This is a genomic window from Micromonospora sp. NPDC047644 (assembly GCF_040704315.1).
Lineage (GTDB): Bacteria > Actinomycetota > Actinomycetes > Mycobacteriales > Micromonosporaceae > Micromonospora.
In genome coordinates, this window is record NZ_JBEYSY010000006.1 from 64,650 (window position 1) to 77,222 (window position 12,573).

The 12,573-nt window shown below is 70.5% G+C and carries 11 protein-coding genes; 4 read left to right on the forward strand and 7 right to left on the reverse strand.

Annotated features, from left to right (window positions below):
- Positions 1-52 precede the first annotated feature (52 nt).
- The 3 genes from AB0877_RS11475 (at position 53) to AB0877_RS11485 (ending at position 3,182) form a co-directional block, all read left to right on the forward strand.
- Positions 53-1,195, forward strand: coding sequence for a M20/M25/M40 family metallo-hydrolase (locus tag AB0877_RS11475; protein WP_366608485.1), 1,143 nt, complete (start codon positions 53-55; stop codon positions 1,193-1,195).
- A gap of 73 nt (positions 1,196-1,268) precedes the next feature.
- Positions 1,269-2,420, forward strand: a complete 1,152-nt coding sequence (locus AB0877_RS11480; RefSeq protein ID WP_366608486.1) for a glutamate--cysteine ligase — start codon at positions 1,269-1,271, stop codon at positions 2,418-2,420.
- A gap of 162 nt (positions 2,421-2,582) precedes the next feature.
- Positions 2,583-3,182: a nitroreductase family protein gene (locus AB0877_RS11485; RefSeq protein WP_355008772.1), complete on the forward strand. Its 600-nt coding sequence runs from the start codon at positions 2,583-2,585 to the stop codon at positions 3,180-3,182.
- On the opposite strand, the gene AB0877_RS11490 is transcribed toward AB0877_RS11485, so the two are convergent.
- Entirely contained in the window at positions 3,166-4,710 is a 1,545-nt protein-coding gene (locus AB0877_RS11490) for an NAD(P)-binding domain-containing protein (protein ID WP_366608487.1), read from the reverse strand. The genes AB0877_RS11485 and AB0877_RS11490 overlap by 17 nt on opposite strands.
- Positions 4,711-4,958: 248 nt before the next feature.
- On the opposite strand from AB0877_RS11490, the gene AB0877_RS11495 reads away from it, so the two are divergent.
- The gene (locus tag AB0877_RS11495; protein ID WP_366608488.1) at positions 4,959-5,501 is read left to right on the forward strand and encodes an SRPBCC family protein; all 543 of its coding nucleotides are present in this window, start codon (positions 4,959-4,961) and stop codon (positions 5,499-5,501) included.
- 23 nt (positions 5,502-5,524) lie between these two features.
- On the opposite strand, the gene AB0877_RS11500 is transcribed toward AB0877_RS11495, so the two are convergent.
- The 6 genes from AB0877_RS11500 to AB0877_RS11525 all read right to left on the reverse strand — a co-directional run bounded on the left by AB0877_RS11500 (position 5,525) and on the right by AB0877_RS11525 (position 12,573).
- Positions 5,525-6,838, reverse strand: a complete 1,314-nt coding sequence (locus AB0877_RS11500) for a glutamyl-tRNA reductase (protein ID WP_366608489.1) — start codon at positions 6,836-6,838, stop codon at positions 5,525-5,527.
- Between the two features lie 85 nt (positions 6,839-6,923).
- On the reverse strand, positions 6,924-7,970 hold the full coding sequence (locus AB0877_RS11505; protein WP_366608490.1) for an enediyne biosynthesis protein: 1,047 nt from the start codon (positions 7,968-7,970) through the stop codon (positions 6,924-6,926).
- Complete coding sequence (locus AB0877_RS11510) at positions 7,967-9,901, reverse strand: CRTAC1 family protein (protein WP_366608721.1); 1,935 nt, start codon at positions 9,899-9,901, stop codon at positions 7,967-7,969. Before AB0877_RS11510 ends, AB0877_RS11505 begins: the two co-directional genes overlap by 4 nt.
- A 324-nt stretch (positions 9,902-10,225) precedes the next feature.
- Complete coding sequence (locus AB0877_RS11515; RefSeq protein ID WP_366608491.1) at positions 10,226-11,581, reverse strand: cytochrome P450; 1,356 nt, start codon at positions 11,579-11,581, stop codon at positions 10,226-10,228.
- Positions 11,578-12,084 (reverse strand): flavin reductase family protein, encoded by a 507-nt coding sequence (locus AB0877_RS11520; RefSeq protein ID WP_366608722.1) that lies wholly within the window; start codon positions 12,082-12,084, stop codon positions 11,578-11,580. The genes AB0877_RS11515 and AB0877_RS11520 overlap by 4 nt, the downstream gene beginning before the upstream one ends.
- Positions 12,085-12,132: 48 nt before the next feature.
- Positions 12,133-12,573 (reverse strand): acyl-CoA thioesterase, encoded by a 441-nt coding sequence (locus AB0877_RS11525; RefSeq protein ID WP_366608492.1) that lies wholly within the window; start codon positions 12,571-12,573, stop codon positions 12,133-12,135.

Below are 12,573 nucleotides of genomic sequence, written 5' to 3' on the forward strand. Positions count from 1 at the left end.
GGTCGACGGACAGGCCCGGCCATGCCCGGCACCTGTGACGCTGGAGGGATCGATGGACCTCGCACGCCGGCTGCTCCCCGCGACGAAGCAGCTCCGAGCTGACATGGTCGACCGGCTGGGCGCGCTCGTCACGCTCGAGTCGGCACCGGGCTCGTTACCCCATCTCGAGTCCTGCGCCGACCTGCTCGCCCGCTGGGGCGAGGAGGCGCTCGGCCGGCCCGCCCGTCGGGTCGTGGTCGACGGCCTGCCGCACCTGCTGTGGCCGGCCGTCGATCAGCGCGTGCTGCTCCTGGGCCACTTCGACACGGTCTTCCCGGTCGGCACGATCCGATCCAGGCCCTTCACCGTACGCAGGGACGTGGCGACCGGACCTGGCGTCTGCGACATGAAGGCCGGGATCGTGCAGATGTTCACGGCGCTGCGACTGATCGAGGACACCTCGTCCGTCGGCGTCCTGCTCACCTGCGACGAGGAGAGCGGCTCCGTCACGTCGCGGCCACTGATCGAACGCGAGGCCCGGCGTTCGGGTGCGGTTCTCGTCTGCGAGGCGGCCACCCCGGACGGGCAGGTGAAGGTGGCCAGGAAGGGCGGGTCGGTCTACCGCGTCGTCGTCGAGGGGCGCGCCGCCCACGCGGGCGTCGAACCACAGCGCGGAGTGAACGCCACAGTCGAGGTCGCCCACCAGGTTCTCACCCTGGGCGCGCTCGGCGCGATGGACAGCGGCGGCACCTCCGTCACACCGACCCTGCTCTCCGCCGGCACCACGACGAACACGGTGCCGGAGCGCGCCAGTCTGGCCGTCGACGTGCGGGCCTGGACCAGGGACGAGCTGGAACGCGTCGATCACGCCATCCGCGCGCTGGTGCCGTTCCTGCCGGAGGCGACACTGGACGTGCAGGGAGGGATCAACCGTTACCCGATGTCCGAGGAACTCGCGCGACCGCTACTGAAGCTGGCTCAGTCGGTCGCCCGTCAACTCGGCATCCCGGGCCTCGTCGGCGCGTACGCGGCCGGCGCGTCCGACGGCAACTTCACCGCCGCGTTGGGCGTGCCGACCCTGGACGGCCTGGGCGCGGTGGGCGGCGGAGCGCACGCCGCCGACGAGTACGTCTGCCTCGACCGGATGCCCGAACGGACGGCGCTGCTGGCCGGGCTCGTCGATGTTCTGTCCACAACAGAGCGTCCGGGATCTTGACCCACCGACGCGATCCCGTAACGTAACGTGCTCACCGCCGGCACACGGCCGGCAGCGAGAGGTCGGCGTCGGCATGACTACGGGACAGCGTGCGGGATCGTCCATTCCCCTGCTCGGCATCGAGGAAGAGTTCCTCGTCGTCGACGTCGACCGGGGTGAGCTCGTGCCGGAGGCGGCCGTCGTCGTCGACCGCGCGCGCCCGGCCCTCGGCACCCGGGTGGGTGGTGAGATCACCAAGTTTCAGGTCGAGACGCGAACCGACCCGTGCCGCAGCGTCGAGGACATCGACGCGCAGCTCGCCGAGGGCCGCGCCGCCGTCCAGGCCGCAGCCCTGTCGGCGGGTCTACGGGTGATCGCCAGCGGCTCACCGGTGCTGGGCCGCGCCGTGCCGCCGCCCCTCACCGAGGGGCCTCGCCAGGACCGGGGCACCGCGACCTACCGTGGGCTGCACGACGAGCTGGCGATCTGCGCCGTCCACGTCCACGTGGAGCAGCCCGACCGGGACCGGGCGGTGCTGATCGGCAACCATCTGCGCCAGCACCTGCCGGTGTTGCTCGCCCTCACGGCCAACTCGCCCTACTGGCCCGAACGCGACACCGGGTACGCGAGTTGGCGCAGCGTCACGTGGGGGCGCTGGCCGGTGGCCGGCCCGCCGCCGTTCCTGAGGTCGGCACAGCAGTACGACGACCACGTGGACATGCTGCTCGAGGCGGGCGCGCTGGTCGACCAGGGCACCATCTTCTGGGATCTCCGGCTCTCCACCAACCACCCCACGCTTGAGGTACGGGTGGCCGACGTACCCGTCGACGCCGCCGAATCCGCGGCGCTCGCGGCCCTGGTGCGGGCTCTGGTGGTCGTCTGCGGGGATGCCGTCGACCAGGGCGACGAGGGGCCGGAGCTGGTCCCGGAGCTGATGCGACTGGCGTACTGGCGGGCCGCCCGCGACGGGATGGGCGGCCACGGCGTCGACGCCGCCACGGGCCGACTGCTGCCCGCGACGGCCCTCGCCGAACGGCTGGTCGCGCTCGCCCGACCGGCGCTGGACGAGGCGGGTGACCGCCACCGGGTGGAGGCATGGCTGAGGCGGCTCGCCGTGGACGGCGACGGGGCGACCCGCCAGCGGGCCGCGGCGGCGCTCCGTGGACGTCTGACCGACGTGGTCGACGACCTCGCCACCCGGACCGCGCCCGAGGTGCCGACCCGCGAAGACCGCACACCTGCGTAACGACATGCCGTCGGACCTCCGAAATGCTGAACGAACCGGATGCCGGCGGCAGATGACCCTCCCGCGGAAACCGGCACGCCGGATCAGGGGAGGTTCCAGGTGCACGACACAGACCTGCTTTCCAAGGTTCCCGTCGAGTTCGAGCGTCGGTCCCCCGCGGACATGGTGCGGGAGGCGGAGGCGTTCGCCGACCGCATGGCGCGGCGCCGCTCCGTGCGCGACTTCGCCAGCGACCCCGTGCCGGACGGGGTGGTGGAGGCGGCTATCCGGGCCGCGTCGACCGCGCCCAGTGGGGCCAACGTGCAGCCGTGGCGGTTCGTCGTGCTGACCGACCCGGTTCGCAAGCGCCGGCTGCGCGAGGCGGCCGAGGCCGAGGAACGCGCGTTCTACGACCGCCGCGCCTCGCAGGAGTGGCTCGGTGCGATCGCCGGGCTCGGCACCGACTGGCGGAAACCGTTCCTGGAGACCGCACCGGCCGTCATCGTCGTGTTCGAGGTGCACCAGGGGCCGAACACCCCGAAGCCGTACTACGTCAAGGAGTCCGTCGGCATGGCGGTCGGCCTGCTGATCACCGCGCTGCACCACGCCGGCCTGGTCACACTGACCCACACGCCCAGCCCGATGCGATTTCTCAACGAGGTGTGTGAGCGTCCACCCGAGGAGCGCCCGTACGTGGTGATGCCCGTCGGGTATCCCACGCCGGACGCCCACGTCCCCGACCTGACCCGCAAACCCCTCGACGAGGTCATGATCCGCTGGTGAGGTCCCTGGTCAGGAAATCGACCAGGGGCTCGACGTGCCGATCGGTGCGCCGCCACTCGGCCAGCAGATCCTCCAGCAGGTGCTGCTCGGCCACCAGCTCGGCACCGCGGTAGCGCCGGATCACCGGGTGGATGAAGGCGCTCTCCCGCGCCCGGTCGGGGGTCGGATGCCGCTCGATGGCGAAGACGTCGCCGTAGTCGTCACGGCCCCACCGCAGCGCGAGCGTGTACCACTGCGTGGCCGCCCCGAAGCGCTCCACGGCGTAGTCCTCCGGCAGGTCCTCGTAGTGGTGGAAGTCGCCGCTGGCGTCGTCGCGGACGAAGACGTCACAGAGGTATTCGAACTGGGTCCACAGCGCCGAGGACCAGTTGACGCGGTCGAGCATCAGCTTGGTCAGCGACGCGGCGTCGGCCGGCGTCGTCGCGTACGACAACGGGACGTCGTCGTAGCGCTCACGAAGGATCCGGGTGAACGTACGGAGGTTGTACCGGAAGCCGTCGATGAACGGCGATGACGCGTGCTTGACGTCCCGGGCCTGGGCGATGGTGCCGGCGAAGTACAGGTCGTCGACGTTGCTCGACTGCCAGTCGGGGCGGAGCCCGGGCATGCGGCCGTCCCGCACCATGTCGGGTCGGGACGTCTCGTCGAACATCGCGGTGTTCATCCGGAAGCCGGTGCACCTCAGCACCGTGTGGTAGTCGAGGACGGCGGTCTCCCCCTGGGCGTGGGTGTACGTGATCGACACCTGGAACCGCCCGTCGACCGGCCGGATCTCGTCGATCGTGCAGTCGAGCACCGCGTGCAGCGTCTTGAACTGGTAGCTGTCCAGAATCGCGCCGTACTGACCACGGACGTCCCCGGGGTGTTTGGTGTTCCAGGCCAGTCGCAGGGGTTGCCGGCTGGCGAGGTGCACCATCGACGCGTGGCCGAGGATGGCCGACGCGGTCTCGAACGCGGAGTTGCCCTTACCGATGATGAGGACCCGCTGATCGTCGTACGCCGAGGGGTCGATGACCATGTCCTCGTACCCGATGGCGTGCTCGATGCCCGGGATGGCCGGAACGAACGGCTTGCCCCAGCCGGTCGCGACGGCCAGGCAGCGCGCGCGCACCTCACCCTGGTCGGTGCGCACGGTGAAGCCGTCGCCCGTACGCGTGATCTGCTCGACCGTCGTGCCGTATCGGATGTTGAGTTTGTGCACACGGTGGAACTCGGCGAGGTAGCGGACCAGGTCATCAGCGGCCGGCAGGTATTCCTGGCTGAAATTGGGAAACAGCAGGTCCGGCGAGTCGTTGAGCAGCGAATTCCAGTCCCAGCGCAGGCGAATCTCCGGATCGGGGCTGTCGGTGTGCACCTTGTTCAGCGAGATCAGCCGGCGATGGCGTGGGAACTGCCGGAAGAACCCGCCCGGCGCGTCTCCGCTTTCGAGCGTCAGGTAGTCGGCACCGTGCTGCTGTAGGTAGTAGCTCAGTTGAACGCCGGCGGGACCCGCCCCGACGATGACGTACCGATGCTCGTTGCTGACCATCCTGCGGCCCCTTCGACGGAGAGACGATTCCATCGACCTTGGAATGAATGTCGGCGTGTGTCAATGCCGTGGTCTCCGGATCGGGGGGCGAACGACCCATAACACCGCAACCCGCGCATTGCCTGTTCGTGCAATGACGAAGCAACGCGTCCGCCCCGCGCGATCAAGAATTCGCGTACTTGAATTCCGATCATGTCATGCGCTGTAGTGGACCGGCACGAGTCGGAAACGAACAGAGGAGCGGTGACGTGCGGTATGCCGACGGCCCGACAATCGAGTGTGACCTGCATGTGGCGGCCGACCCCGCCCGGGTGTGGGACCTGGTGACGGACATCGAACTGCCCGCGCGGTTCAGCCCGGAGTTACGTCACGTGCGGTGGCTGGACGACTGCGACAGGCCGACGCTGGGCGCTCGGTTCGAGGGCCACAACCACCACCCCCTGCTGGGTGAGTGGCAGACCGTCTCGCACGTGGTGCGCCTCGACGCGCCGCGGGTGTTCGGCTGGGTGGTGGTCGACGAGGCCGGCCGGTTCGGAGGCGGCCCGGCCGACCCGGAGCGTCCGGGTTCGACCTGGCAGTTCCAGCTCGTCGAGGAGGCGGGCGGATGCCGACTGACCCACTCGGTCCGCATCGGGCCGGGCCGCACCGGCCTGAGCCTCGTCATCGACCGCGCACCCGAGCAGGAGGAGGTCATCATCGAACGGCGCTCGGCCGCCCTCCGGGAGGCCATGCTCACCACTCTGGAGGGCATCAAGACCCTCGCCGAGACGCCCGCCGACGACGGTCGCTGAGGACGAGGGGCCGCTGCGGACGGTCAGGCCACCCGGGGCACGTCGGCGACCGGGGTGCTGTGCGGCACCTCCAGGTCGAACAGCTGACGCAGCGCCGCGGTGTAACGCTCGCCGTCCGGCTCGCCGGCGAGCTGACGGACGCGTACCGACGGAGGGTGCAGCAGTTGTTGGACCACCCGGTTGACGGTGTGCGCCACCTCGGCCCGCTGCGCCTCGCTGAGGTCAGGTCGGCGCTGGGCCAGCCGGCGCAGCTCCGCGCTGACCGTCCGGTCGGCCCGGCGGCGCAGCGCGGCCACGGTCAGCCCGGCGTCCGCCCCGCGGATCCGGCCGGCCAGCGCGTCGCGCTCGGCGGCCACGATCCGCTCGGCGGCGTCCCGGTCCCGGCGCTCGACACCATCGCGCGCCACCGCGCCGAGTCCGCCGATGTCGACGACCACCACCCCGTCGAGCCGGGCGACCGCCGGGTGCACGTCCCGGGGCATCGCCAGGTCCAGCACGAACAGCGGCACGTCCGGGCCGCGGGTCAGCCGGCGACGTAGCGCGGGCGCGACCAGCTCAGCGGTGAGCACCGGGTCCGGTGCGGTGGTGGCGGTCACCACGACATCGGCGGCGGCGAGAGCCGGCATCAGGTCCGCCGAGGGCACGGGCCGCACGCCGTACGCCGAGGCGAGCCGGCGGACGCCCTCGACGCCGCGGCCGACGACCGCGATCGGTCCGGCGCCGGCGCGGGTCAGCGCGGCGACGGCGATCCCGCCCATCGCCCCGGCACCGACCACCAGGGCGGGTCGGCCGGCGAGGCCACCGGGCAGGTGTCCCGCCGGCACGTCGAGGGCGGCGGTCACCGTGCTGGCGCCGCAGCGCCCGATGTCGGTCTCGGCCCGAACCCGTCGGCCGACCCGCAGCGCGTGCTGCACCAGCTCGTGGGTCAGCCGGCCGGCACTCCCGTGCGCCACCGCGGCCCGGTACGCGGCGCGCACCTGCCCGAGGATCTGCGCCTCGCCGACCACCATGGAGTCCAGACCGGCGGTGACGGTGAAGGTGTGCGCGACGGCGGCGTCGTCGTAGTGCGCGTACAGGTGCCGGGCCAGCACGTCGGTCGACGCGTCGGCATGCGTGGCGAGCGTCGCGCCGATCTCGCGCAGCCCGGCGTGGAAGCCGCCGACCGCCGCCCACACCTCCACCCGGTTGCAGGTGGACAGCACCACCGCCTCCTCGACCGCCGGCTGGTCGAGCAGTGTGCGCAGCAGCCCTGGCAGCTCGGCGGATCCGACCACGAGCCGTTCCAGTACGTCGACCGGAGTGCTCCGGTACGAGGCGCCGACGACGAGCAGGTTCATGGTGCACCTCCAGGAAAGCGGCCAGTCCCGGCGACCGGCGGACCCACGACGAGCGGGCCGACCGGTGACCGGGACCGGCGGACGGTCAACGGGCGACCGGTAGCGCCACCGCCGCGGGCGGCGGTGCGGGTGTCAGGTTCTCCTCGGGCCGGTTGCGCTGCATCAACCACCTGCCCCACCAGAACAGCCCACGGGCGAGGCAGACCAGGGTCACGGCGAAGAACAGCGTGTAGACCACGTTGAACACCATCAGCAGGCCATAGACCATGCCGACGCTGGCACCGAACATGAACTGCATCCGGGGTGCCGCCGGGGTCGTGCCCGGGTCGGTGATCATGTAGTTGGTGAACAGGACGAAGGCCACCCCGGTCATCGGGACCAGCGCGGCGACCAACGAGACGTCCCAGATGAAGTGCCGGAGGACCGCCTGGATCACGAACGCGCCCAGCCAGCCGACGATCAGCGGCACCTTCTTGGTCAGCATCGCGTTGATCACCGTGCCCGCCGTCACGATGATCACCGGGATCAGAATGCTGATCACCCCGGGCACGTTCTCCGTGAAGTGGTACGGCGGGGCGATGTTGACCCAGGAGAACACCAGCAGCGTGATGGTGATGCCGAAGTTCGACGGGTTCATGAAGTGCCGCATCCGGCCCTTGATCGGCGCCTGGAGCACCGCCTTCTGACCGACCGCCACGACCACCGCGAACGCGATGGGCCAGAAGTTGTCGTTGGCGTACAGCAGCATGTTCGCGGCCAGCGCGGTGATGTGCGCCGGCAGCAGGAAGGTGTAGACCCCCCACGCGCCGTTGCCGGTGAAGGCCGCCGGCCGTTTCAGCGCCCGCGCCGAGATCATCTCGACGATCATCTCGGTGCCGTATCCGACCGCCAGGGCCAGGATCGGCCACAGCCAGGGCTGCTCGAAACCGAGCACTGTGTAACCCAGGATGTTGAAGACCGTCATCGACATGGCGAAGTTGCGCAGCGCCATGTAGCGCGGGTCCTTGCTGTCGACCCGCGGTACGGCGGGCCGGTCCGTGGTGGGCGTCGGCTGCGCTGCCGTCGCGGACGGCGCGACCGGGGTGGCGAGGGACAGCTCCCTGGTCGCCTCGGGTTGCTTGACGTCCGTCATCGCTTGGTCAACTCCTCGGCTCGACTGGTCAGCATGAAGTCGTGCCACCCGGCGGTCAGGTCGACCGTCTGCCGCTGAGTGGCACCGTTGAGGTCGCGCCAACACAGCTCGGCCTTGACCGGCCGGTCCCCGGCGGCGCCGAGGCCGAAGAACACGTCGAAGCTGCGCTTGCCGGAGTGACCCCCGCCCCCGTCGAGCTGGGCGAGTTGGGTGCGGCCGTCGGCGGTGGTGACCCGCACCTGCGCGCCGTACGCCGGTGAGGCACCGTCGCCGGACAGCGCCGGCCGGGTCAGCCGCAGCCCCAGGAAGTTGCCGTTTCCGGGCTTCTCGTTGCGGTAGTACGCCGGCGGACCCCACTGGCGGGCCACGGCGAAGTCCTGGCCGCCGTCGCCATTGGTGTCGGCCACCGCGACACCCCGGGTGGGAACGGGAAGGGCCAGACCGAGTTCCTTGCTGATGTTGGCGTACCGGCCGTTGTCCTCGCGTACCCAGAACGCGAGCTCGTTGTCGCCGGCGATGTCGTCACCGGGTTCGGCCTTGGGCCACATGTCCGGGTCGGAGAGCAGCAGGTCGTTGCTGATCGCCAGCTCCTGCAACCAGTTGAACCGGTTGATGGTGCCCTTCACGAAGCCGGTGGCCTGGACGACCGCCAACCGTCCGCTGTTGTCGAAGTCGGCCATCTTGGCATCCCAGCCCCAACCGACCCAGGCCATGTTCTTGGCGCCGGCCTGGTTGCGGAACGGCGCCTCGCCCCTGCTCAGCATCTTCCGGGCCTGCTCCGGCGTCGAGGCCGTGTTCTGCCAGAGGAAGTTGCTCTCCTCCAGACCCCAGGACTCGGTGATGTTGCTGACGAACGCGTCGAACCGTCCGCGCCCCTCCAGGTCGGCGAAGTCGATGGACATGCCCTTGAACGAGTCGTGTCCGAGCACGAGTGACTTCGGGGTGATCGGGTCGCGATTCCCCTCCACCAGGTCGAATCGGATCTGGCCGGGCCTGGACCGGTTGTGGAAGAGCCGGTCCTGTCCGAAGTCGTTGGCCAGGTACAGCTCCGGAAGCAGATCGCCGTCCAGGTCCGCGGAGCTGGCGCCGAGGGTCCAACCGGTGAAGAATTCCGGATCGCCGCCCACCTGCCTCTCGTAGCTCACCGAGGGTGAGTCACCGGTGGTAGCGCCGGTCCACCGCAGGAGGTACGCGCCACCGGCGTTGTGCGCGTGCGACATCGAGTGGTTCATCTGCACGTGCGGCAGGCCCTGCGGGTCGAGGACCTGGCTGTCCGGGAAGTAGTTGAAGATCCCGATGTCCGGACGGCCGTCACCGTCGAAGTCGGCGACCGCGACGGCATTGGTGTTCCACAACGGACCGCGGTAGACGGGGTCGGTGCTCTGCTGCGGGATCAACTCGACCGGGTGGTACGCCGCGAGGCTCAGCGAGGTCACCCCGGGGCGCTGCATGAACACCACCGGCGTACGACCCCAGTAGTAGACGAGCAGGTCCATCCGGCCGTCGAGGTTGAAGTCGCCGGGGGTGCAGCCCATCGGGGCGATCGCCGGACCCATCGGCAGCGGGGCCGGATCCAGCACGAACGGCGCGTAGGTGGCACCGCTGTCCGGGGCCGGGGTGACAATCGCCGCGTCGCTGCGGGTGTCGACAAGGCACAGGTCGTTCGCGCCACCCTGGCCGTCCAGGTCGTTGAGCGCCACTGCGGCGCCGACCGACGAGATCCAGGAACGGATGTGCTCGTACCGGGGGTTCACCTGACGCACGGTGCGCTCCGGCAGACCGGGCGGCAATGCGATCGGGCGTTCGGTGAACGCGTATCGGGAGGCCAGCGCGCTGCGCTCCTCGGCAGAGGCCGAGGGCAGCCGGGCCACCGAGAACAGTCCGGCGACCAGCACCAGGACGAACACGGGTGGGATGAGTCGGCGCAGGATGCCGACGGATTGCGGTGGCAAGTGTCCCCCTCGGGTAGACGGCGCCGGGACATACGGGTCGGCCGGCAGCGGGCGGTGCGGTCAGACACGGCGTCTCGGTACGAACCATCGCCATGTTTTCGTCCGGTGCGGCGCGGTGTCTTCTCAGGAATTGCTCTCGAAGCCGTTTTCGGCGAAAGGCGCACGGATGAAGAAATGTTTTTCGAAAGCGGCGAGTGCCACTGCTCACGACGGTTATGACGCGGAAGGAAAGCGCACCGGAAACAGTCGTGGACGGCGTCGTCCCCACCCGGAGGACCGGGCGGGGACGACGGCGGAGCATTGTCAGTCGGGCAGGCCGACGCTCATGTGCAGGCCGCCACGCACCCGCAGTGACAGCATCGGCTCAGGCACCACCGGACGATCCGCCGGACGGGTCAGGCGCAGATCCCGCACCAGCAACGCGGTGGCGAAGGTGGCCTCCATCAGACCCAGGTGATTGCCCACGCAGAACCGGGGCCCCGCGCCGAACGGGATGTACGCGTACCGGGGTCGGTCGACGGAGCGGGCCGGGTCGAACCGCTCCGGGTCGAACCGCTCCGGGTCGGTCCAGAACTGCGGATTGCGGTGCAGGGTGTACGTGCAGATGAGCACGTCCGCGCCGGCGGGGACGTGGTAGCCGCCCACCTCGTCCTCGGCCAGGGCCTTGCGCGGCAGCAGCCACACCGGCGGGTAGAGGCGCATCACCTCCTCCAGCACCATCATGGTGTAGCGCAGCCGGCCCAGGTCGTCCACGGTGGGCAGCCGGTCACCGAGCACCGAGACCACCTCGGCGCGCAGCCGTTCGCGTACCTCGGGGTGCCGGTCGAGCAGGTACAGAGTCCAGCTCAGTGTGCTGGCGGTCGTCTCGTGGCCGGCGAGCAGCAGGGTGACCAGTTCGTCGCGGAGCCGGGCGCGCCCGATGCGCGGATCCCGCTCCCGGCCGGCGGAGTCGATCAGCCGGGACAGCACGTCCGCCCGGTCGTCGTCGGCACTCCCGCGCTCAGCCACCATCTGGTCGACGATCCCCTCCAGCCGCCGCCGGGACTGCCGGAACCGCAGCTGCCGGGGCAGCGGAAGCACCGGCGGCACCGCGCTCAACGTCGCCAGTTCGAACATCGCCTGGTCCTGCACCGCGGCGAAGTCACCCCCGATGGTCGGGAACCGGCCCAGGTCGGTGTCGAGCAGAGTACGGCCCAGCACCCCCAGCGTCAGCGAGGTCATCTCGTCCGACATGTCGACGACGTCGCCGGCCCGGCGGCGGAGGCGCTCGACCAGGGCCGCGGCCTCCTGGGCCACCTGACCGGCCTGGGCGGCGATCCGCCGGCTCTGGAACGCCGGCTGGATCACCTTGCGCTGCTTGCGCCACAGCTCGCCCTCGCTGGTGAGCAACCCGTCGCCGAGCGCCCGCCGGGCGTGCACCAGGCCGATGCCCTTGTGGTAGTTGGCGGCGTTGTCGGCCAGCACGTGCTTGGCGTGATCCGGGTGGTTGAAGAAGTACAGGCTCTTCGGGCCGACGGGCAGGCGCGCCGCGTCGCCGTACCGTTGGGCGGCCGAGGTCATCATGCCCAGCCGGTCGCGATTCATCACCATCAGCATCCGTAGCGCCGCGAGGCGCGGCGGACCGGGCGGCGTCCGGCGGGCCCGCGTCGCGAGGCTCACGTCGTCGCCCCGCTGCGCTCACGCTCCAGCTGGCGGAACTGACCGTCGACGAAGACCAGCGCATCGTCGGCGTTGCGGTCCAGCGCCACCAGCCGGCCGATGAAGATGCTGTGGTCCCCACCGTCGTACGCCTGCCACAACTCGCACTCGAAGTGCGCGATCGCGCCGACCAGCAGCGGCGAGCCGGTCCGGCTGCCGGCCCGCCACTCGGCGAACTCGAACTGCTCCCGGCCCAACGGCCGGCGCCGGTCGGCGAAGTAACGGGCCACCGGCTCCTGCGCCGCGGCCAGCACCGAGACCCCGAACTTCCCGGCCTCGGTCAGTGCGCCGTGCATCATCGCGTCCCGGCCGACACAGACCAGGGCCAGCGGCGGATCCAGGGAGACCGCGGTGAATGAGTTGGCCGTCATGCCGTGCGGGGTCGGGCCGCCTACGGTGACCACCGTGACGCCGGTGGCGAAGGCGGCGAGTGCCCAGCGGAGTGTCTTCGAGTCGGTCACCAGGCCGGTGGGTTGGGGATGAGCAGTCACAGTGACTCCTGAGGTCGCCGGTCAGGCCCGTACGCCCACGGCGTACGGCTTGAGCGCGGCCTCCAACGCCTCGGGCACCCGGGTGGGGACGGTGCGGGTGTTGGGGCCGCGCATGCACGCCACGCGCTGCGAGCCGCGGGCGACGAGGAGTTCGCCGCCGCCGGCGTCCAGCCGGACGTAGTCGAAGCCGAACTCGACCTGGGTCTGCGCCAGCTCACGCAGATGCATCCGGACGGCCAGCTCGTCGAAGGCGGTGATCTCGGCGAAGAACTCGCAATCGACCCGCAGGGTGAACAGCTTGAGATCCGCCCGCAGGTCGGCCAGGACCGCCGGCGCCCGCTCCTTGAGGAACATCTCCCGGCACCGCCCCTGCCACCGCAGGTAGTTGACGTAGTAGACGTTGCCGACGAGGTTGGTCTCTTCGAACCCGACCGTGTGCCGGTACTCGAACCAGCGCTCCAT

Bases quoted from the DNA above. Each gene is read 5' to 3' on its own strand.
- AB0877_RS11500 (WP_366608489.1), bottom strand. From the start codon at position 6,838: ATGAACCTGCTCGTCGTCGGCGCCTCGTACCGGAGCACTCCGGTCGAC.
- AB0877_RS11475 (WP_366608485.1), top strand. From the start codon at position 53: ATGGACCTCGCACGCCGGCTGCTCCCCGCGACGAAGCAGCTCCGAGCT.
- AB0877_RS11480 (WP_366608486.1), top strand. From the start codon at position 1,269: ATGACTACGGGACAGCGTGCGGGATCGTCCATTCCCCTGCTCGGCATC.
- AB0877_RS11485 (WP_355008772.1), top strand. From the start codon at position 2,583: ATGGTGCGGGAGGCGGAGGCGTTCGCCGACCGCATGGCGCGGCGCCGC.
- AB0877_RS11525 (WP_366608492.1), bottom strand. From the start codon at position 12,573: ATGGAGCGCTGGTTCGAGTACCGGCACACGGTCGGGTTCGAAGAGACC.
- AB0877_RS11490 (WP_366608487.1), bottom strand. From the start codon at position 4,710: ATGGTCAGCAACGAGCATCGGTACGTCATCGTCGGGGCGGGTCCCGCC.
- AB0877_RS11505 (WP_366608490.1), bottom strand. From the start codon at position 7,970: ATGACGGACGTCAAGCAACCCGAGGCGACCAGGGAGCTGTCCCTCGCC.